Below are 21743 nucleotides of genomic sequence, written 5' to 3' on the forward strand. Positions count from 1 at the left end.
CAAAAAATGAACTTAATAATTTTGATGATTAAAGGAGAATATTGAGATATGAAAAAAGGATATAGTAGTGGAGTTTTTAATGGAATTTGTTCTGCTGCAATGTGGGGAGCAGATACGGTACTTTTAAGTGTATTTCTTCCAGGGGATACAGCTTTTTTAGCACCGTTTATTACAACATTTTTTCACGATAGTTTTTCAGCAGTATGGACATTTTTATACCTTTTGTTTAGAAGACAGCTTGGAAATTTAACAAAAGCACTTAAGACAAAAAGTGCATTATATGTAGCTCTAGCAGCACTTATGGGAGGACCTATAGGAATGACAGGATATCTTTTTGCAGTAAAACTTATAGGACCTTCATATACAGCAATTATTTCTTCGTTATATCCTGCAGTTGGAGCTTTTCTTTCATATGTAATTTTAAAAGATAAACTTAATAAAAAAGCGTGGATTGGTCTTATCGCTGTAATAGTGGGTATTGGACTACTTGGATTTACACCATCTAACGGAAGTCTTAATTTACCTGGAGTTTTATGTGCATCTTTATGTGTTATAGGATGGGGAAGTGAATGTGTAATATGTGCATATGGAATGAAGGATAAGGAAGTTACATCTGAACTTGCTCTTCAGATAAGACAGCTTACATCTGGTCTTACTTATGGATTTTTAATCATACCTATTGTAGGAGGACTTGGTCTTACAGCTGAAATGGCAAAGAGTAACATTATTTTTGGAATAGGAATAACAGCACTTACAGGAACAATTTCATATTTATGCTACTATGCAGCAATATATAAAATAGGTCCAACAAGAGCTATGGGAATAAATATTACATACGTAATATGGACAATTGCAATTAACATGTTTAGAGGAGAAATGCCAAGTGTTATTGCGGTTTTAAGCAGTATACTTGTTATATCAGGTGTTTATTTTGTAGCAAAAGAACCAGAACCAGAACTTAAAGAAAATAAATCTTTTATTTAGAAAATATATTATTGGGGGCTATTTAAATACAAATTTCAGTTATGAGTTAAAAGAGAAAATGAGAAATATGGGGTTAAAAAAGACTTTTATAGTAAAAATACTTACTGTAAAAGTCTTTTTCTTGTTATTATATTATGGAAAAATAAAATATAAATTTCATAAAAAGAAATATAATTAATAAATGGTTGTTTATTGATAAAATCACCAAAAAGATGTAATATAATAGTATATGACTTTATAATCGAAGGGGAGATGGGAACATGAAAAAAGATAAGAATAATATATTTACTGGTTTGAATATTACAATCTTCATAATAGTTGCTTTTTTAATAGCTGCAGTAGAAATCGTTTTATCTTTAATTCCTTCAATGGGAATAAAGATTGCACTTACAGTTGTACTAGCTGTTATCGTTACAATAACATTTGTAGTGGTTATATCTAAGTTAACTGGAACTGATTTAAAAGGGATGACTGACTGCATTATTAAAATATCAGACGGAGATTTAAAGCAAAGAATGCCTGAAAATGGTAAACTTAAAAAATTAGGATCTGATTTTAATCTTATGATGGATGGACTTTATCAGCTTATATATGAAATTAATAGTATGATAAATAAGTTCTCAGAATCTGCGGTAAACATTTCAAGTATGTCTGAAGAAACAACAGCTTCATTATCAGAAGTTTCAAAAGCAATTGCAGAAGTTTCTGAAGGTGCAACAAATCAATCACATGCTGTAATTGATGCAAATCAGAGTGCTGAAACATTAGCTTCTCAGATTGATGATGTTGACAGACAAACAGATTTAATAAACAATTTATCAACAGATACAAAAAAACTTAGTGATAAGGGAACAAATATACTTACTGCTTTAATTAGCAAAACTGAAGAAACAAAGGAAAGTTTCAACAAGTCAGCGAGTGTAGTAAAAGAGATGGCAGAAAGCATAGGAAAAGTAAATTATATGTCAGATGCTATTGCCGATATAACAGAACAGACTAATCTTTTAGCATTAAATGCAAGTATTGAAGCTGCAAGAGCAGGAGAAGCAGGAAAAGGCTTTGCAGTTGTAGCAGAAGAAATAAGAAAACTTGCAGAAGCATCTAAGGATTCTACAGATCAAATAAAGAGTATAGTAGAAGATATAAATGAAAAAGTAAAAGATACTCAAGCAACTATGGAACAAAATAAAGAAATGCTTAATACTCAGGACAAAGCAGTTTTATCAACAAAAGATATAGTTGTAAATATTACAACTTCTATAACATCACTTTCAGATGCAATATCTAAGATAAAAGGCTTAAATACTGATATGAATACAAGCAAAAATAATGTTAGATCACAGATAGAAAGTATTGAAAAAGTATCTCAGGATACAGCAGCTATTTCAGAAGAAGTTAACGCTTCAGCTCAAGAAGTAACTGCAACAATGACAAGCCTTTCACAGTGTGCAGATGATCTTCAGCAGATGGCTGAACAATTAAAGCTTGGAATAAAACAATTTAACATATAAAAATATACGTTACATTTTTAAACTTAAAGAAATATGATATTACACTTTAATTTAGTGTGATATCTTATTTTTTTATCTAAAATTATATTCACATATATGAAATTAAAGAATAATAATATATTGACAAATGCAAATAATAATTATACTATTACATTAAGAACTATATAAGGATATAATTATATAGTTATGTAAATGCAATATAATTTTAATTTCATTATATGAGGAGGTAAGTTATGAATGGGATAGGAAAAATATTTGTTTTTCTTAATGATCAGCTTTTAAAAATGACATGGCTATCAAAGCTTGTACGCTTATTTATAGAAAATGTTTTTGGGCTGTCAGTTGAAGAAAAGTTTGGACAAAGCCTACATTTTTTTATTTATGATACTATAAAGATATTTATTTTATTATCAGTTCTAATCTTTATTATTTCATATATACAAAGCTATTTTCCACCGGAGAGAACAAAAAAAATCCTGGGAAATATTAAAGGTGTAAAAGGTAATATATTAGGAGCGCTACTTGGAACAATAACACCGTTTTGCAGCTGCTCAAGCATACCAATTTTTATAGGTTTTACTTCATCCGGACTTCCGCTTGGAATAACATTTTCATTTTTAATATCTTCACCATTAGTTGATATAGGCTCATTTTTAATCCTTATGTCGTTTTTTGGTGTAAAAATATCAATAGCATACGTTGTTGTTGGACTTGTACTTGCAGTAATTGGTGGAATAATTATTGATAAGCTTCATATGGAAAAATATATAGAAGGATATGTTAAAGAAATAGAAAATGTTGATGCAGAGGTTATAGAATTAACACGAAGAGAAAGAATATCGTATTCTAAAGGACAAGTACAGGATATAATTCGCAGAGTTTGGTTATATATATTAATAGGTGTAGGGATAGGAGCAGTAATCCATAATTTTATACCTCAAACTGTTATAGAAAATGTAGTTGGAAGCAAAAATCAATTTGCGGTAATACTTGCAAGCATAGTAGGAATTCCGATGTATGCTGATATATTTGGAACAATTCCAATAGCAGAAGCATTAATAGGAAAAGGAGTTCTTCTTGGAACAGTATTATCATTTATGATGGCTGTAACAGCATTATCACTGCCATCACTAATTATGCTAAGCAAAGTTGTAAAGAGAAAGCTACTCTATGTATTTGTATCGATAGTAGCAATAGGAATAATACTTATAGGTTATTTGTTTAATATGTATGCATATATTTTTATGTAATTAAAATAAAATTTAGAGGAGGAAAATATTATGATAATTAAAATTTTAGGAAGTGGATGTGCTAATTGTAAGAGATTAGAGCAGAATGCAAGAAAGGCAGTAGAATCACTTGGAATTGATGCGACTATAGAAAAGGTTACAGATATAAAAGACATAATGTCATTTGGAGTAATGAAAACTCCAGCATTAGTAGTTGACGGAAAAGTAAAGATAATGGGCAGAGTACCATCAGCAGATGAAATAAAGAAGTATCTTTAATAAAAACTAGGGAGGCTATTAATTTGAACTTTGATGAATTAACAATAAATTTGCTTAAAGCTATGGCACATCCTGTTAGATACAAGATTATAAAATTTCTTTATGAAGGGCCAAAGTGTGTTTGCAAACTTAATGAAGAGTTTAATTTTAGTCAGGCAAATCTTTCACAACATTTAAGAATTTTAAAAGATGCAGGAATACTAAAGAGTGAAAAAGTAGGACTTCAAACACATTATAGTTTATATGATGATAATATAAAAAGTATAATAATAAGTGTGGAAGATTATGTTAAGATTATCTGCAAAATAGATAAGAAATAAATGAAAATAGAGGATATAATTTACAAATATCAGTTCAAAGGACAAAGGACAAATGACAAATGGGGAGGTTTCTGCTCAAAATCGCAGAAACGTAGAATTTATTTAGCTTTCGCTTCAAGCGGAAGCTTTATTTTTTGCGAGAATCGCAAAAAACATATAATGAAATTCCGTAGGAATTTCCCAATGTCATTAAGTTAGTATTCTCATAAATAAAAATAGCATTGAAAATTATATTTTATGATTTTTAATGCTATTTTTGATTGTGCTAGTCTTATTTTTCTGCACGCAAAAAAGACGGAATTATTGCCGTCAAAAAAAAATTTACTTTTGATATATTTTATGATATTCTATACATAAAATTCACCCAGGATTTAGTAGTTATATTACGAGGATATTTTCTGCCATTCCTAACGGGTGAAATATAACGTTGGATTAGTATTTCAACGTTAGGTGGTCTCTCATTAGCAGGACATTTAAAAAATTTCTTACAGACAGTTATTGCTTTTGAAAAATTGATTGTATATGAATATTTTCTATTTTTATCTTTTATTTTAACATTAGTAGAGATAATTGAATAAAAGTTATACATCGTGAGTTTTGCATAGATTTCTTGGGTTATGAGCTCCACTTTTTTTGAGTTTAGAGAGTTAAGACCGGTCAAGTACTTTAACTCTCTAAATGAATTTTCTATTTTCCATCTTAATTGGTATAATTCTTTTATTTCTGTTGAGTCAAACTCTCTTTCATCTAAATTAGTTACAATTGTCTCGTAACTACTATCTGAAATTTTAAATCTAACAAAGCGTATATCCATTGAGTAGGTTTCATACGATCCTTCTTTGATGAAATCAAAGGGATTTACTTTACATAGCTTTTTATATTCATGTCGCTTATCTAATGGAATTCTACCCATTCTTTTTGTTATGTTTACTCTTTTTGTTGCATCAAATTCATCTGCTTCTGGGAATTTAAATGTACTGCTAATGCCAGTACTAGTTATGTCTTTTACTCTAATTAAATATTTAAAACCCTTCTCCTGAATATTTGCAAATACGTTATAAGATTCGTATCCACGGTCGGCAATTATAATTGCTTTTTCATTGCTGTCAAATCTCTTGACCATATCTATTAATGCCCGAGATTCATTACATTTTCTTACCGCTTGAATACAAGTATCCACAAAAATTTTATTACATAAATCATACATACAATTAATGTGTAACTTATTATGCCCTTTATATCCAGGGACTGTTTTTACATGAGTATCTTTATCGTTAGGATTGTGGTGTATGTTTAGTTTGCTTCCATCAACGGCAAGCAATCTATAGCCTTTTATATTTTTTAAAGCATTATAAGATGAAGTGAATTTATGAAATAAATAGGGCATTGCTATTTCATTTAACTTCTTCCTTTGTTGAATTAAAGCCGATTGCGAAGGCATTTTTTCACTATAATTAAAATATTCAGCCATAGTTATGAATGAATTTTTTCCCTCAAGGCAAAGTAATAATTTTAAAACATTAAAAAAACTTAATTTTCGATTACGGATAAAATCTTTTGATGAATTTTTTACAAAACACTTTTTGTTTTCCTCCATTTGTTTTATTGTCGAAAGCAATTCTGATTTCATTTTATTAGAAAAATTGTTCATTTTATATTCCCCCTTAAAAATACTGGTATTTAAGGGGCTGCGCCGCATTTTTCTATTACTTTGTCAATAGTTTTTGTAAAAAAAACGGGATATTATAATAAATATCTCGTTTTAATGTTAATTTATATACTTTTTTCTTAACTTAATGACATTGAGGAATTTCCACCTAAATTGTCCATTGTCCATTGTCAATTAGATTGGATTTCCACCTAAATTATCCATTATCCATTATTAATTCTCAATTGCACAGGATTTCTACCTCCTTTCTCATTTGTTTTACATGAACTTGTTGAATTGAACTATGAACAATGATATCATCATAATTGTTCAAAAAATGAACTTTAAAAGATGATAATTAACTAAAATACAAGGGGGATTAGTTTAATGAATAAGTTTATAAAGAGAATGTGTGCAGCGGTTGTTATGGGCTCAATGATGGCAACATTTGTAGGATGTGGTGCAGATTCTTCTAAAAATGCAAAGAAGACAGATGATGGAAAAGTAGTAATTGAATATTGGTATGGTCTTGGAGGAAAACTTGGAGACAATATGGAGAAGATAATAGATGAGTTTAATGCTTCTCAGGATAAATATGAAGTAAAAGGGGTAGCACAGGAAGATTATAAGACTACATTTAAAAATCTTCAGGCAGCAATTTCTGCTAAAAAAACTCCAGCTTTAGCTCTTCTTGAAGCTGATAAAGTTAAGGCTCTTTCAGATAAGAAAACTCTTACAGATTTAAATAAATATTTAGAAAATGATTCAGACTATAAAGAATCTGATTATCTTGAATCATTTATCTCTTTAGGTAAAAATAAAGATGGAGGAACATACGGCTTTCCTATATATGGAACAACACAGGTTCTATATTATAATAAACAAGCCTTTAAAGATGCAGGGGTTTCAGAAGATTCTTTAAAAACATGGACAGGATTTACACAGGCTTTAAAAAAGCTTACTAAAAAAGATGGTGATGAGGTATCATTTTATGGCTGGGAACCTATGTGGGGAGAGGATAATTTAATAGATGCAGCATTAAGTAATGGTGGAAAAATTTTAAGTGATGATGGAAAACAGGTATTAATTAATTCAGATGAATGGGTTCAGTCTTGGAATTATTTCAGAAAAGCTATTTTTGAAGATAAAACAATGAGAATTCATTCAGGTGGAAGCGGATGGGAGTACTGGTATGCTACTGTAGATGATGCTATGAATGATAAAGCAGCAGGCTATATAGGTTCATCTGGAGATCAAGGAGATCTTGATTTTGATAAGCTTGCAGCACTAGAGCAGCCAGCATTTACAGATGGAAAAGAAGCAAAACCAGTTGCAGAAGGAAGACTTTTATCTGTTCCAGAAAATGTTTCAGATGAAGAAAAAGAGGGCGCATATGAATTTATAAAATTCTTTACAAGACCTGATATAAGCGCTGAGTGGTCAATTGCATCAGGATACATTTCAGTAAATAAAAATACTCAAGATGATGAAAACTTTAAAGAGTTTATATCTAAAAATCCACAAGCAGCAGTACCATTAAAACAAGCAATGCACGCAAGTGAAATGTTTATAGATCCAACTAATGGAAAGATATTAGATGCTCTTAAAGTTGCAGCAGACAAAGTTGAAATTGAAAATATTGATGCAAAAGAAGCTTTAGATGAAGCACAAAAGATAGCACAGGAAGAACTTGATAAATTGAAATAATTGACAAAGCACAATTGTGGAGGTTTCTACTTAGGCGCAGAAACTTGGAATTTGATAGAATTGATAATGTGCTAATGTATAATTGATAATTATTGAAGTTTCTGCTCAAAATCGCAGAAACGTAGAATTTATTTAGCTTTCGCTTCAAGCGGAAGCTTTATTTTTTGCGTGAAAACGCAAAAAACATATAATGAAATTCCGTAGGAATTTCCACCACATTTGTCCTTTGCACTGTCCTTTGTCCTTTAACAATTTGTCATTTAGTACGTAGTACGTTCTTTGTACCGTTTTGTGATAGAAATAGTCCTGTTAGTGCTAGACTTGTTCCGATAAATGATAATACTGTGATTTTTTCATGTAAAATAAGTATTGAAGCTATAACGGTAATGACTGGAACAATGTAAATATAAACACTTGTTTTTACAACTCCTAAAATTTTAACTGCAAAATTCCAAGATACAAAACATATGGCAGACGCTCCAAGTCCTAAGAATATAATATTAAATAAATACACAGGATTTGTGAAACGAGTAAGTTCAAAACGGAAATCAAATAGAAATAATGCAGGTATAATAAAGAGAATGCCATAGAAGAATATCCTTCTTGTAGTAAGAATAGTATTGTAACCATAAGCACTTATCTTTTTTATTAGTATAGAATAACATGCCCAAACTAATGCAGCTAGTAGGGCTAAAATATCTCCTATAGGATTTAATTTAAGATTTGATCCGTTAAAACTAATAAGGAAAATTCCTAAAAGTGCAAGAACAAATCCAACAAAGAAGTTTGCACTTAATTTTCCCTCTTCTTTTAAAAACAGACGACTTAAAATTGCTGTAAAAAACGGTGCTACTGATACTATTACAGCTATATTTGAAGCCATTGTATATGTTAAAGCGATGTTCTCAAAAAGATAGTATAGGCAAATTCCACAAAAACCTGCTGCTATAAAGGTCATCTCCTGCCTCAAAGTAGTATATTTCATACTGTGTGGGTAAATTATTAGTAAAGCAACTAAGCCTATAACAAAGCGAAAAAATAAAATTTCTACCGGCTGAAAGCTTACCAATAAAATTTTTGTTGATATAAAAGTTGTTCCCCAAAGTAGTATTGTAAGCAGAGCTATTAAGTGCCCATTCGCATTTTTATTATTCATTTGTTTTCCCCCATTTTTACTTATTGTTTAAAATATTTTAGCATACAATTTTCAAAAAGAACATACTAAATGACAAACTAAAGGACAAAGGAAAAAGGACAAATGACAAAGATGGTTGTTTCTGCTAAAACGCAGAAACTAAAATATATTGAGCTTTCCCTTCATGCGAAAGCTTTATTTTTTGCATAAAAACGCAAAAAACATATAATGAAATTCCGTAGGAATTTCCCAATGTCATTAAGTTAGTATTCTCATAAATAAAAATAGCATTGAAAATTATATTTTATGATTTTTAATGCTATTTTTGATTGTGCTAGTCTTATTTTTCTGCACGCAAAAAAGACGGAATTATTGCCGTCAAAAAAAAATTTACTTTTGATATATTTTATGATATTCTATACATAAAATTCACCCAGGATTTAGTAGTTATATTACGAGGATATTTTCTGCCATTCCTAACGGGTGAAATATAACGTTGGATTAGTATTTCAACGTTAGGTGGTCTCTCATTAGCAGGACATTTAAAAAATTTCTTACAGACAGTTATTGCTTTTGAAAAATTGATTGTATATGAATATTTTCTATTTTTATCTTTTATTTTAACATTAGTAGAGATAATTGAATAAAAGTTATACATCGTGAGTTTTGCATAGATTTCTTGGGTTATGAGCTCCACTTTTTTTGAGTTTAGAGAGTTAAGACCGGTCAAGTACTTTAACTCTCTAAATGAATTTTCTATTTTCCATCTTAATTGGTATAATTCTTTTATTTCTGTTGAGTCAAACTCTCTTTCATCTAAATTAGTTACAATTGTCTCGTAACTACTATCTGAAATTTTAAATCTAACAAAGCGTATATCCATTGAGTAGGTTTCATACGATCCTTCTTTGATGAAATCAAAGGGATTTACTTTACATAGCTTTTTATATTCATGTCGCTTATCTAATGGAATTCTACCCATTCTTTTTGTTATGTTTACTCTTTTTGTTGCATCAAATTCATCTGCTTCTGGGAATTTAAATGTACTGCTAATGCCAGTACTAGTTATGTCTTTTACTCTAATTAAATATTTAAAACCCTTCTCCTGAATATTTGCAAATACGTTATAAGATTCGTATCCACGGTCGGCAATTATAATTGCTTTTTCATTGCTGTCAAATCTCTTGACCATATCTATTAATGCCCGAGATTCATTACATTTTCTTACCGCTTGAATACAAGTATCCACAAAAATTTTATTACATAAATCATACATACAATTAATGTGTAACTTATTATGCCCTTTATATCCAGGGACTGTTTTTACATGAGTATCTTTATCGTTAGGATTGTGGTGTATGTTTAGTTTGCTTCCATCAACGGCAAGCAATCTATAGCCTTTTATATTTTTTAAAGCATTATAAGATGAAGTGAATTTATGAAATAAATAGGGCATTGCTATTTCATTTAACTTCTTCCTTTGTTGAATTAAAGCCGATTGCGAAGGCATTTTTTCACTATAATTAAAATATTCAGCCATAGTTATGAATGAATTTTTTCCCTCAAGGCAAAGTAATAATTTTAAAACATTAAAAAAACTTAATTTTCGATTACGGATAAAATCTTTTGATGAATTTTTTACAAAACACTTTTTGTTTTCCTCCATTTGTTTTATTGTCGAAAGCAATTCTGATTTCATTTTATTAGAAAAATTGTTCATTTTATATTCCCCCTTAAAAATACTGGTATTTAAGGGGCTGCGCCGCATTTTTCTATTACTTTGTCAATAGTTTTTGTAAAAAAAACGGGATATTATAATAAATATCTCGTTTTAATGTTAATTTATATACTTTTTTCTTAACTTAATGACATTGAGGAATTTCCACCTAAATTGTCCATTGTCAATTGTCTTGGATTTCCACTTCGGAGGGCTCCCCGTTAAATGGACAATATTAAGTTAATACTCGTTAATTCTTAATATTCTGTAATTATGCTGCTAATTTCATTAGATAGTAATCATGAGGAGGAATATATCCAATAGATGAATGTATTCTCTCATGATTATATCTATAAACAAAATCACCTACATCATTTTTTATGTGATCTAAATTCCAATATATCATTCCGGTAAGGCATTCATCTTGAAGATATCTATGATATGATTCTATGAATGCATTATAATTTGGACTGTGTACTGGAATTCTTTCATGAAGAACACCTTCATCAAGGCATCCTTTCTCAAAAACTCCACTAATAAATTGACTACCGTTATCGGTACGAAGTACTACTGTTTTATCTTTAGCATAGTTTAAGCCTCTGTTATATAGAGCTTCTAACATAACTTTTTTAGCAACAGAACCTGTAGCAGATAAGTCAATTGAATATGCCACTATTTCTCTATCAAAAACATCGATTATTGAAGTTATATAGGCTGTTTTCTTATTACCAGCAATAAATGCATATTTGATATCCATTTGCCATAATTGATTAGAAGCTGTAACTTTTCTGCTTTCGCAGGTACGTGACATTCTTCTTTTCTGTCTTTTATAGTAGTTTCCTAATAAATTTAAATTTTTCATTAGTCTTCTAACTTTCTTCTTATTAATTTTTAAATTGTACTTCTTTCTAAATCTTAACTCACCGGTAACTTTTTTATATCCATATTTTCGCGATGTTTTCTTACTTCTAATTTCTGTTATATACTTTTGAATAGTTATATCAGATATTTTGATATTATCGAATGTTAAACTGTATCCAGGGACCTTTCTACCTACGTTAGCGTAGCTTCTTTTAACAATATATTTCTGTTTTGAATAATATGTGGATCTAGAAATCCGTAATATTTTAAGTACTATTGTTACTTTATATCCAAGTTTAATCCATTTGTGGGCACTTAAAATTTTATATTCTAGTGTTATTTGTTTTTTTTTTAGAAGATCTTCAAGAATAGCTATTTTTAGTTTTTGCTCCTCAATTTTTTCCTGAGCTTTTTTGTATTCACGCTTATAATTAGGTATCAATTTTGTATCTTTTGGTTCTTTTGGTTCTAGTGTTTGCCTATATCTACGGTAATTATTTACCCAATAGCTTAATTGTACAGCATTAATATCATATTTTTTAGCAATAAGTATATTGCTTCCAGACTCTAAAACTTCAGTAACAAATTTAACTCTTTCTTTCTCTGTAAATGTTCTTCTAAATTTAATTTTCTCCATATAAAAAGACCTCCTAATTATCATATTTATATATTAATTATTTTAATTAATATTGTCCAATCTAATTAGGGGGGCTATAAGACTTAAATTATCCATTATCAATTCTCAATTATTTTTGTGTTATAATAATCATGAATAATATTTAAAAGGAGCAGGTGCTTATGAATAAAAACATAATTTTTTTTGATATTGATGGAACGCTTGTAAGCGAAAAAACGCATACAGTATGTGATAGTGCAAAGAAAGCTTTAAAGATGGCAAAAGAAAAGGGAAATCTTATATTTATTAATACAGGAAGACCTGTAAGTGAGATAGATGATGAACTTAGAAAGCTTGACTTTGATGGGTATATATGTGGATGTGGAACATATATAGAATATGAAGGAAAGGTTCTTTTTTATAAGGGCTTAGGAAATAATCTTTCAAAGAAGGTAGCTTCAGAGCTTAAAGAACTTAAAATAGATGGAATACTTGAAGGCAGAAATGATATTTACTACGATAGAGAAGAAAATATAAAATCAAGCGAGGTAAAAAGAATTCTTAAAGAACATAGAAGAGCTGGATTTTATAAAGGTTCATTATGGGACGATAGCAATATAAATTTTGATAAGTTTGTTGTTTGGTATGAGAAAGAAGAACAATTTAAGAAACTTTATGAAGAATTTTCAAATTTATTTGATTTTATACATAGAGATGATAAATTTTATGAGATTGTACCAAAGGGATTTTCAAAAGCAACTGGTATAAGAGATGTTATAAAACTTCTTGATATTCCTAAAGAAAATACATATTCATTAGGTGATAGTACAAACGATCTTGAAATGCTTGAATTTTCAGAGCACAGCATAGCAATGGGAAATAGCCATAAAAAACTATTTGACATATGCTCATATGTAACAGATGATATTGAAGAAAATGGAATTTATAATGCACTTGAACATTATAGCTTAATTTGAACATATTGTAATGAACAATAAACCATGCTATTCTAATTTTGTTCATAAAATGAACTTAAAAGATTAGAAGTTTAATAGGATGGTGTTTTTTATGTTATATAAGAATCAAAATATATTTTCAAAAATTCAGATAAAGAAAAAGCTTGCGGTTCTTCTTTTTGTTATGCCCACTTTAATTCCTTTATTTGTTTTTTGGATATATCCTATGTGTAAGGCTGTATTTATTAGTTTTACAGATTGGGATTATATGACATCGGATTTTGATTTTATAGGTTTTTCGAATTATATTAGTCTTTTTCATGATTCTATGTTTTTTGAATCTTTAAAAAATACGCTTGTGTTTACTTTTGGAACTTTAATTCCTACAGTTGCAGGTGGACTTGCCCTTGCAGTTTTATTGAAAAAGAAGATAGCTGGCTTATCTATTTATAAAGCTATCATTTTTTCTCCGTGGATTACACCTACAGTTGCAGTTTCTATAGTATGGAGCTGGATTTTTGAGCCTGAGTATGGTTTTGCAAATTACATATTAAATCTTTTAAATCTTCCAAAATCTCAGTGGCTTCAAAGCTCTAAAACTGCGATGTTTGCTGTAATTATAGTTACCGTATGGAAAGGTGTAGGCTGGGCAATGATATTTTATCTTACTGCTCTTAATAAAATCTCTAAATCTTTATATGAAGTAGCGTCTGTAGATGGTGCAGATTCATTTCATAAATTTTTTCATATAACACTTCCTTTAGTATCTCCAACAACTTTTTTTCTTACAATTATTACAACGATAGATTCTCTTAAGGCGTATGATCAGATTCAGGTTTTAACTCAAGGAGGACCTTCAGGAAGTACAAGAACCATATTATATTTTTATTATCAGACGGCTTTTGAAAACTTTGATACAGGTAAGGCAACAGCAATTGCAGTTATTATTCTTTTAATTGCAGGTGCACTTTCTGGTATTCAGTTTATAGCGTCTAAAAAATGGGTTCATTATTAAAGAAGAGAGGAATATAGATATGGATATTTTAGCTAATGAGAGTAGAAAAGATGATTTTGAAGAAGTAAAGGTGCAAGTAAATTTAAAATATAATAAAGTGACACATTATATAAAGCAGATTTTAAGACATATTACACTTATTTTTATTGGAATTATAACTTTCTTTCCATTTATATGGATGATATCAAGTGCATTAAAGACTAAAGATGAAATATTTTCTTTTCCACCAAAGCTTATTCCATCTACATTTGAATGGTCAAATTTTGCAAAGGTATTTTCTGATTCGTCTTTTGCAGTTTACATAGGTAATAGTTTTTTTGTAGCAGCTATAGATGTTACAATTCAAGTTATAACAGCCGCAATGATAGCTTATGCATTTACTCAGATGAAATTTAAAGGAAGAAAGGTTTTATTTGCAATTATTATGGCAACATATATGCTTCCTTCTGCAGTAACATATGTGCCATGCTATATTTTACTCGCAGATTTAAATTTAATAGATACACTCACAGGTCTTATTATAAGTAATTCTATTAATATATTTGGAATATTTTTAATGAGGCAGGCGTTTTTACAAGTTGATAAAAGCTTTGTTGAAGCAGCAAGAATTGAAGGCGCTTCGCATTTTAAAATATTATGGAAGATAATGTTTCCTCTTACAAAGCCAACATTTATAACTCTTATTTTATTAAATTTCGTAACATGCTATAACGACTATATGTATCCGTCATTAATTTTAAAAAGTCCAAAAAAATTTCTTATTTCAGCAGGCTTAAGACAATTTTTTATAGAAGGTGGAGCATATGGAATAAACTGGCCTGAAATAATGGCTGCAAGTACAATAACAGTTCTTCCACTTCTTATTTTATTTGTAATATGCCAGAAGTGGTTTATGAAAGGCGTTATGGGAGACGCAGGAGTTAAAGGATAAATGAAAAACCAAAGGACAAACCAAAGGACAAACCAAAGGACAAAGAACAAAATAATTGACAATGGACAATTGACAATTGTGGATGTTTCTGCTCAAAGTCGCAGAAACTTTGTATTTAGCTTTCGCGTTCAGGCGAAAGCTTTAGTTTTTTGCGAGAATCGCAAAAAATCATATAATGAAATTCCGAAGGAATTTCCACCTTCATTGTCAATTGTCCATTGTCAATTTTTCATTTGAAAGAATTTCTACCTTAATTATCCATTAATAATTATCAATTGATAATTATTAAAATTGACAACCAATTATCCTAAAGGTAAAATATACAGAGATATTTAACTTAATATTGGAGGACAATTTATGGAAAAGTCAATTACCAAAAATGCTGCATTTAAAGGAATTCTTAACCTTTTCAATATAATTTTACCGATAATGGTTACGCCATTAGTATCAAGATCAATAGGTAAGAATTTATATGGTTTCATAGGGTATGGAGATTCTTTAACACAGTATTTTCTTATTTTTGCGAGTTTTGGAGTGTACAATTATGGACTTAGGGAAATAAGTAAAGTAAGAGAAGATAAGAATAAACTTCAAAGGACGTTTACGAGTTTATTTTTATTCACTACATTTACTAATATTGTAACTACACTGGTTTATGTTTTATATACCATTTTCACAATGAAAAATGATCCAGCGTTTTATACATGTCTTGTAATGGGACTTAATATTGTCTTTAATTTATTTTACGTAGAGTGGGTAAATGAGGCACTTGAAAATTATGACTTTATCGCTGTAAAAACAATGGTTGTAAGAATTGTTTATTCAGCACTTATACTTTTATTTGTAAGAAATACAGATGATTATCTTTTCTATCTTTATGTTTTAGTTATTTTTAACTTTATAAATAACATAATAAGTTTTATTTATGTAAAGAGGACAATTAAATTTGTCTTTAAAGATCTTCATTTTTTAAAACATATAAAACCGATGTTTTATGCTGCTATTTTATCAAGTACAGCGCTTTTATATACACAGCTTGATAAGATAATGTTAAAACCAGTTGGTACTACAGAAGTTGGTTTTTACTATATGGCGCAGAGGATTGTAACTATAATAAGTACGCTTATGCTTACTGTAATTCAAGTTACTATGCCGAGACTTTCAAATTACCTAGGAAATGATTCAAAGAGTGAATATCTAAAACTGCTTAAGAAAGTTATAAAGATATATTTTTTATTTCTATTCCCAGTCTCGATAGGTTTATGCTGTCTTTCAAAAGAGGCAATGGTGATTTTTGCAAGCTCTGAATTTCTTCCAGCAGTGCCTGTTCTTGCTGTTTTTTCAATACATATGCTATGCACAGGAATAGAAAGTGTAATAGCCCAGCAGATAATATATCTTCACAGAAGAGAGAAAAAAGATACAGTGCTTGTACTTATTGGAGGAGTAATAAATCTTATATTAAATGGAGCACTTTTATATTTAGGAATGTTAACTACAGTTTCAGCTATAGTAACAACCCTTATAGCTAATGTAATAATTTTAATACTTGAATACAGAATGGTTTTATGCGATATAAAACTTGACATAAAGTTATTTTCATTTGAAAATATGAAGTATTTAATATATTCTATTCCATTTATTCCGATAACACTAGCTATTAAGTTTCTTATAAAAAACATGATAATATCTTGCTTTATACAAGTTATATCATGCGTTATATTATATCTTTTGATTTTGATAATAAGAAAAGACGAACTCTTTATTGAACTGTCAGGTGTGATAATTAGAAAAATAAAATCAAAGATAGGAAAATAAACCAAAGGACAAAAATAATTGATAATGTGCTAATGTATAATTGATAATTATGGAAGTTTCTGCTCAAAATCGCAGAAACGTAGAATTTATTGAGCTTTCGCTTCATGCGAAAGCTTTTATATTTTGAGAGAATCTCAAAATACATACAATGAAATTCTGAAAGAATTTCCACCTTCATTGTCATTTGTCATTTAATAATTTGTCCTTTGTACTGTCATTTGTCCTTTAACCATTTGTCATTTAGCATTATTTTACATCAAGCATATCCACAATAAACATATATAAAGGTATAGAAAGTAACAGTCCCCATATTCCCATCAGTTTTTCGCCCATAAGTAATAGAAAAAAGGTCATGAATATAGGTATATGGGCTTTATCTGACATAAGTTTTGGGTTTATAACGTAGCTTTCACATGCGTGTATTACAATAATAAGAATTATAACTTCAATAACTTTCTTTATTCCACCAATCTCAAATGCGATAAGACTTAATGGAAAAAGTGATATTATAACTCCAAATACAGGTATTAATGATAAAAAGAATATCATAAATCCAAGAGCCATAGGTTCAGGAAATGATAGAAAATATAAACCTATTACCGATATTGTTGAATTTATTATCGCTATTATCAATTGTACCTGCATAACTTGTCCAAAAGAGTTAAGAAACTTTTTGAAGAAGTTTCTATATATTATGTACAAAAATGATACTTTGCTGTTAGCAAATTTTCTGCAATATTTTATCATAGAGTCTTTACTTAATAAAAATAATGAACTTAATATGATAGAAGAGAGTAGTGTCATCGTTCCATCTTTAAAAGTTGAAATAGTTTTTAATATGTCAGCTGTATTATCTTTAAAGCAATTTACAAAATACTCTGAGTCTGATAATTTTGATATGTAATGATTTAAAAAAGTATTTTCCATCTGCATATTATCGAGCATTTTAAATAATTGGTGCTGTAAAATTAAAAGTTCTTCTATTAATTTTGGAATATATATGTAGCCAGATATAATAAATAATAAAAGTATACCTAAAAGTACAATGTATGTTATTATCTTATTATTTATGTTGAGTTTAATTTTTTTATTTATAAAATAATTTATAGCATTTTCTATCTGACAAAAAATATAAGAAATCATAAATGTCAAAAGCAGCATATCTTTAAATGGTGTTAAGCATAATGCCACTAAGGCAAGTATAATAAATGCAATTATCTTTTTTGTCATATTTGCTTTTAAAAATTCATGTATTTGCAATACAACTTCACCCCAGTGCGTATTAAATTGTTATTAATTTTTTAAATAAACTGTCCAGTTATCCTTAGTTGCGTTTATTGTTATTCCATTAGGATTTGAATATGTATAATATCTTCTAACTCCAAGTGTATTATAAACGTCATCAGGATTACTATGTTTTGGTATATCATCTTTTCTTGGCACAACTACTATGCTTGGATTTAAATATGATACAAATTCATATGAAGATGATGTATCAATTCCATGATGTGGTGCTTTTAATACATCTATAGAACAACTATCGCCAAGTCTTTTATTATCGAAGAAATCTTTCTCTGCGTTCCACTGTATATCACCAGTAAATAATTCATCAAGATCACCATATTTTAAATATACGATGTCACTATTATCATTAAGAGCCCAATATTTTTCTGATATTCTATCAAGTGTTCCTTCATTTGTAAAGTCATTGTTAGAATTTACAAACTGCAATATCTTTTCATCATCAACATATGAGCCTGATTCAGTATTAAGCACATCTATATCGTTTTTCTTAATTTTATCTATAGCATCTTTATATACTTTATAATCTGTTTTAAGAAGACTTAATTCTTCTTTATTAGATTCAGTTTCAGCTACTCCTATAGTCCAGTCCTTCATATCATAAAAACTATCTGGAATAAATAATTTTCCTATAGTAAAGTTATCAATAAGAGCTGAAATTCCTCCTATATGATCTGAATGAGGATGTGTTAAAACTATATAATCAATAAATGGCTTTCCATCTTTTTTCTTTAAGTTTTGACTTTTTAAAAATGATAAAAGCTTGTCTACTGTAGAGACATCACCAGTGTCAATTAATGCGACTTTTCCATCTGGAAGTTTTATATAGTGGCAGTCAGCAGTACCTACATTTAAAGAAGTGACAGTAAGAATATCCTTATCTATTGTAGAAGATATATTTTGTAAAATCCCATCATCATTAAATGTGTAAAGCAGATCATCTAAATATAATAGACCTGTTGCAATAGAACCATCTGATTTTATATAATACTGTCCATTTGTTTTTTCAATCCATTTATCAAATAGCATTTCATTATTATCATCAGAATAATATGTCTTGCCATTATATTCATAAAAACCATTCTGGAGCTGCCCCTTATCATTAAAGAAATACCAGATCCCATCAATTAAGTTCTTTTGTACAGCCATTTGTCCATATTTATCGAAGTGATAAGTGTATCCATCGATATCTTTCCATCCAGTCTGCATAACTCCATATTTATCTGCATAGTACCATCTGTTATTTGCAAACCATCCAGTTTGAAGAACACCATTTGCATTGAAAAAGTACCAGTTACCATCTATGTCTTTCCATCCTTTTACAAGTGAATGATCATCATTTAGGTAATATTTATAATTGTACTCATCTGATTCAGCATCAAGATCTTTATTTTCATCTTTTTCATAAAACCAGCCTGTTTTTTTGAGGATTTCATTATTTACAATATAGTATGTTTTGCCATCTATATCTTTAAATCCATGTTCTATGAATTCTTCTTTATTCTCTTCATTCTCATTTTCCGTATCTTTCTCATAGTCTGTTTCAATATTTTTATCGGAATTTTTTCCGTCTTTAGAAGTTTTATCTTTATTTGTTTCTAAAGATTTTTCCTCATTTTGTATGGTTATAGAAGCAGAAGTTTTTTCTGCGCTATAAGACCTAATTGGAAAGATACTTAAATTTAAAAGAAATATTATAAGAAAAATCAGTAGTTTTTTTATTAATTTAAAATTCATTAAGTTTCCTCCTTGATTTGTTTTTTATTTTAAGACTTTTAAAATTGTGTTATATAATGAAGGACTTATTTTAAATATTTTGAAAAGTATTATCCAATGCATCTGTTTTTCACTACTTTTTAAGTATTTTTTATAAGCTTCATCAAATTTTGACTTTATTGAATCAATATAAATAGTGCATTCATTTTTAGAAACAGCACATCCATTAAAACAATATATTAATTTAAACATATACCATTTAAGTGTTTTTGAATATAGATAAGTAAGATTCTTATCTACTATAAATTTGATTTTTTCTTCGTATACATCTATTATATCGAGATTCTTTTTGCTAAACTTACTATTAGTTATACTTTCAGGATTGACTCTATAATAATAAAATGCTTTATCTATATAAACTGTTTTTTCTGCTTTATAAAAAAGTTTATATGTAGTTCCTTCATCTTCATGGATTTTTCCTTCAGGATAACGTACGTCTAAAAATAATTCTCTTTTATAGAGCTTATTCCAAGCAACTATTGTATATACTGATAGATCAGTATAAAAATTATTCATTCCTTCTTTATTGTTAAAAACTGATATTTTATTTTCATTTTCTTTAGGAATTTCTGAAGTTTCGTTAGATGTTTTAAAGAATTTACAGTAGGATATATCAGCATCATTTTTAATTAAAATATCATAAAGAGTTTCATACATATTAGGACTTAGCCAGTCATCACTATCAACAAACCCTATGTAGCTTCCTTCTGCATATTTTAATCCTTCATTTCTTGCAGAACTTAAGCCGCCATTTTTTTTGTGAACTACAAATATACGGCTGTCTTTTTGTGATAATTTTTCACAAATCTCTCCTGAACTGTCTTTAGAACCATCATCTACAAGGATTATTTCGATGTTTTTATACGTCTGATTTATAAGTGAATTAACACACTTCTCTAAATATTTTTCTACATTATATACTGGGACTATAATACTTATTAATTTATTCTCATTATTCATTAATATTATTCTCCTAATCTATAAGAATTTACACGCTATAAATTATACCATAAGTAAAGTTTAGGATGAACTTTTTTTGCTATATTGATATAATGTATATAGTTTTTACAATTTTAAAAGTTTTAAGGAGAAAAAAATGAAAAATAATAAATATTTAGGTTATGAAGATCTAAGCTTAAGAGATGCTCAGCTTATGATGACTAAGATATTAAAAGATATATCTATAATTTGTGATAGACATAATATAAGATACTTTCTTGATGCAGGAACTTTAATAGGAGCAGTTCGTCATAAAGGATTTATTCCATGGGATGATGATATTGATATTGGAATGCTTAGAGAAGACTATAATAAATTTATAGAGGTAGCAAAAAAAGAGCTTCCAAAGCACCTTTTTCTTCAAACTCATGAGAATGAAAAAGAATACGATATTTATCAAGTCCCTTGCAAGATAAGACTTAATGATACTCTTTTTATAGAGGCAAATATAAAAGAGAATGATAAGATGAATAATGGTCTCTTTGTAGATATACTTCCATATGATAGTATGCCTAAGAGCAGACTTATTTATAAAATTCAAAGAAAGATAAGCACTTTTATTTTAAAAAGCTTTATAAGACTTAGAGAAAAGCCTGATAAGCTTACTATAAAAAATAAGATAACACATACAATTTATAAAATAGTAACACTTATCTTTACAACTAAAAGAAGAAATAAATTTTTTGATTTTCTTATAAAATTAAATGATAAAAATTCTCCATATATGGGCTATGGGGTTGATACAATATGGAGCGAATATATATATAAAAAGAAAGATTTCTTTGATCTTATAAAACTTGATTTTGAAGGCGAAAAGTTTTATGCACCTAGAAATTATGATAGAGTTTTAACAAAGCTTTATGGAGACTATATGAAACTTCCAAAAGAAGAAGATAGAGTATGGCATGCAAAAATAATAAAAGAAAAAGTAAAATAGAT

At 28.8% G+C, this 21743-nt stretch carries 18 protein-coding genes; 11 read left to right on the forward strand and 7 right to left on the reverse strand.

Annotation, left to right across the window (positions count from 1 at the left end; all coding sequences use genetic code 11):
• Window positions 1–48 precede the first annotated feature (48 nt).
• The 5 genes from MTX53_RS02170 (at window position 49) to MTX53_RS02190 (ending at window position 4323) form a co-directional block, all read left to right on the forward strand.
• Entirely contained in the window at window positions 49–984 is a 936-nt protein-coding gene (locus tag MTX53_RS02170; RefSeq protein WP_244834562.1) for a DMT family transporter, read from the forward strand.
• Window positions 985–1244: 260 nt separating this feature from the next.
• Window positions 1245–2495, forward strand: a complete 1251-nt coding sequence (locus MTX53_RS02175; RefSeq protein WP_244834564.1) for a HAMP domain-containing methyl-accepting chemotaxis protein — start codon at window positions 1245–1247, stop codon at window positions 2493–2495.
• 233 nt (window positions 2496–2728) lie between these two features.
• Window positions 2729–3745 carry a permease gene (locus tag MTX53_RS02180; protein ID WP_244834566.1) on the forward strand — a complete coding sequence of 339 codons (1017 nt, stop codon included), beginning with the start codon at window positions 2729–2731 and terminating at the stop codon, window positions 3743–3745.
• A gap of 30 nt (window positions 3746–3775) precedes the next feature.
• The gene (locus tag MTX53_RS02185) at window positions 3776–4003 is read left to right on the forward strand and encodes a thioredoxin family protein (RefSeq protein ID WP_244834567.1); all 228 of its coding nucleotides are present in this window, start codon (window positions 3776–3778) and stop codon (window positions 4001–4003) included.
• Between the two features lie 23 nt (window positions 4004–4026).
• The gene (locus MTX53_RS02190) at window positions 4027–4323 is read left to right on the forward strand and encodes a metalloregulator ArsR/SmtB family transcription factor (protein ID WP_244834568.1); all 297 of its coding nucleotides are present in this window, start codon (window positions 4027–4029) and stop codon (window positions 4321–4323) included.
• A gap of 337 nt (window positions 4324–4660) precedes the next feature.
• Here MTX53_RS02190 and MTX53_RS02195 read toward each other — a convergent pair whose 3' ends face one another.
• Window positions 4661–5974 carry an IS4 family transposase gene (locus MTX53_RS02195; RefSeq protein WP_244834499.1) on the reverse strand — a complete coding sequence of 438 codons (1314 nt, stop codon included), beginning with the start codon at window positions 5972–5974 and terminating at the stop codon, window positions 4661–4663.
• A gap of 384 nt (window positions 5975–6358) precedes the next feature.
• On the opposite strand from MTX53_RS02195, the gene MTX53_RS02200 reads away from it, so the two are divergent.
• Complete coding sequence (locus MTX53_RS02200) at window positions 6359–7678, forward strand: ABC transporter substrate-binding protein (protein ID WP_244834570.1); 1320 nt, start codon at window positions 6359–6361, stop codon at window positions 7676–7678.
• A gap of 256 nt (window positions 7679–7934) precedes the next feature.
• On the opposite strand, the gene MTX53_RS02205 is transcribed toward MTX53_RS02200, so the two are convergent.
• The 3 genes from MTX53_RS02205 to MTX53_RS02215 form a co-directional block, all read right to left on the reverse strand.
• The gene (locus tag MTX53_RS02205) at window positions 7935–8834 is read right to left on the reverse strand and encodes a DMT family transporter (protein WP_244834571.1); all 900 of its coding nucleotides are present in this window, start codon (window positions 8832–8834) and stop codon (window positions 7935–7937) included.
• 385 nt (window positions 8835–9219) lie between these two features.
• The gene (locus MTX53_RS02210) at window positions 9220–10533 is read right to left on the reverse strand and encodes an IS4 family transposase (protein ID WP_244834499.1); all 1314 of its coding nucleotides are present in this window, start codon (window positions 10531–10533) and stop codon (window positions 9220–9222) included.
• 268 nt (window positions 10534–10801) lie between these two features.
• The gene (locus tag MTX53_RS02215; RefSeq protein ID WP_244834573.1) at window positions 10802–12028 is read right to left on the reverse strand and encodes an IS3 family transposase; all 1227 of its coding nucleotides are present in this window, start codon (window positions 12026–12028) and stop codon (window positions 10802–10804) included.
• A 161-nt stretch (window positions 12029–12189) separates the two neighbouring features.
• Here MTX53_RS02215 and MTX53_RS02220 point away from each other — a divergent pair, with 161 nt between their 5' ends.
• The 4 genes from MTX53_RS02220 (at window position 12190) to MTX53_RS02235 (ending at window position 16727) form a co-directional block, all read left to right on the forward strand.
• Window positions 12190–12984: a Cof-type HAD-IIB family hydrolase gene (locus MTX53_RS02220; RefSeq protein WP_244834575.1), complete on the forward strand. Its 795-nt coding sequence runs from the start codon at window positions 12190–12192 to the stop codon at window positions 12982–12984.
• Between the two features lie 91 nt (window positions 12985–13075).
• Window positions 13076–13978: a sugar ABC transporter permease gene (locus MTX53_RS02225; RefSeq protein ID WP_244834577.1), complete on the forward strand. Its 903-nt coding sequence runs from the start codon at window positions 13076–13078 to the stop codon at window positions 13976–13978.
• A 13-nt stretch (window positions 13979–13991) separates the two neighbouring features.
• Complete coding sequence (locus tag MTX53_RS02230) at window positions 13992–14909, forward strand: carbohydrate ABC transporter permease (RefSeq protein ID WP_348521807.1); 918 nt, start codon at window positions 13992–13994, stop codon at window positions 14907–14909.
• Window positions 14910–15266: 357 nt separating this feature from the next.
• Window positions 15267–16727, forward strand: a complete 1461-nt coding sequence (locus MTX53_RS02235; RefSeq protein ID WP_244834581.1) for an oligosaccharide flippase family protein — start codon at window positions 15267–15269, stop codon at window positions 16725–16727.
• A 246-nt stretch (window positions 16728–16973) separates the two neighbouring features.
• Here MTX53_RS02235 and MTX53_RS02240 read toward each other — a convergent pair whose 3' ends face one another.
• From MTX53_RS02240 to MTX53_RS02250, 3 genes are read right to left on the reverse strand one after another with little or no spacing between them, the layout of a single operon-like run.
• Window positions 16974–17987 carry an AI-2E family transporter gene (locus MTX53_RS02240; RefSeq protein WP_244834582.1) on the reverse strand — a complete coding sequence of 338 codons (1014 nt, stop codon included), beginning with the start codon at window positions 17985–17987 and terminating at the stop codon, window positions 16974–16976.
• Window positions 17988–18020: 33 nt separating this feature from the next.
• Complete coding sequence (locus tag MTX53_RS02245) at window positions 18021–19766, reverse strand: MBL fold metallo-hydrolase (protein WP_244834584.1); 1746 nt, start codon at window positions 19764–19766, stop codon at window positions 18021–18023.
• A 24-nt stretch (window positions 19767–19790) separates the two neighbouring features.
• Window positions 19791–20765 carry a glycosyltransferase gene (locus MTX53_RS02250; protein ID WP_244834586.1) on the reverse strand — a complete coding sequence of 325 codons (975 nt, stop codon included), beginning with the start codon at window positions 20763–20765 and terminating at the stop codon, window positions 19791–19793.
• Between the two features lie 136 nt (window positions 20766–20901).
• Here MTX53_RS02250 and MTX53_RS02255 point away from each other — a divergent pair, with 136 nt between their 5' ends.
• Window positions 20902–21741 (forward strand): LicD family protein, encoded by an 840-nt coding sequence (locus MTX53_RS02255; protein WP_244834587.1) that lies wholly within the window; start codon window positions 20902–20904, stop codon window positions 21739–21741.
• The last annotated feature ends 2 nt before the right edge of the window (window positions 21742–21743 follow it).

Source organism: Clostridium sp. BJN0001, assembly GCF_022869825.1.
Taxonomy (GTDB): domain Bacteria; phylum Bacillota; class Clostridia; order Clostridiales; family Clostridiaceae; genus Clostridium.

Bases quoted from the DNA above. Each gene is read 5' to 3' on its own strand.
- MTX53_RS02170 (WP_244834562.1), top strand. From the start codon at position 49: ATGAAAAAAGGATATAGTAGTGGAGTTTTTAATGGAATTTGTTCTGCT.
- MTX53_RS02175 (WP_244834564.1), top strand. From the start codon at position 1,245: ATGAAAAAAGATAAGAATAATATATTTACTGGTTTGAATATTACAATC.
- MTX53_RS02180 (WP_244834566.1), top strand. From the start codon at position 2,729: ATGAATGGGATAGGAAAAATATTTGTTTTTCTTAATGATCAGCTTTTA.
- MTX53_RS02185 (WP_244834567.1), top strand. From the start codon at position 3,776: ATGATAATTAAAATTTTAGGAAGTGGATGTGCTAATTGTAAGAGATTA.
- MTX53_RS02195 (WP_244834499.1), bottom strand. From the start codon at position 5,974: ATGAACAATTTTTCTAATAAAATGAAATCAGAATTGCTTTCGACAATA.
- MTX53_RS02200 (WP_244834570.1), top strand. From the start codon at position 6,359: ATGAATAAGTTTATAAAGAGAATGTGTGCAGCGGTTGTTATGGGCTCA.
- MTX53_RS02205 (WP_244834571.1), bottom strand. From the start codon at position 8,834: ATGAATAATAAAAATGCGAATGGGCACTTAATAGCTCTGCTTACAATA.
- MTX53_RS02210 (WP_244834499.1), bottom strand. From the start codon at position 10,533: ATGAACAATTTTTCTAATAAAATGAAATCAGAATTGCTTTCGACAATA.
- MTX53_RS02215 (WP_244834573.1), bottom strand. From the start codon at position 12,028: ATGGAGAAAATTAAATTTAGAAGAACATTTACAGAGAAAGAAAGAGTT.
- MTX53_RS02220 (WP_244834575.1), top strand. From the start codon at position 12,190: ATGAATAAAAACATAATTTTTTTTGATATTGATGGAACGCTTGTAAGC.
- MTX53_RS02225 (WP_244834577.1), top strand. From the start codon at position 13,076: ATGTTATATAAGAATCAAAATATATTTTCAAAAATTCAGATAAAGAAA.
- MTX53_RS02235 (WP_244834581.1), top strand. From the start codon at position 15,267: ATGGAAAAGTCAATTACCAAAAATGCTGCATTTAAAGGAATTCTTAAC.
- MTX53_RS02245 (WP_244834584.1), bottom strand. From the start codon at position 19,766: ATGAATTTTAAATTAATAAAAAAACTACTGATTTTTCTTATAATATTT.
- MTX53_RS02250 (WP_244834586.1), bottom strand. From the start codon at position 20,765: ATGAATAATGAGAATAAATTAATAAGTATTATAGTCCCAGTATATAAT.
- MTX53_RS02255 (WP_244834587.1), top strand. From the start codon at position 20,902: ATGAAAAATAATAAATATTTAGGTTATGAAGATCTAAGCTTAAGAGAT.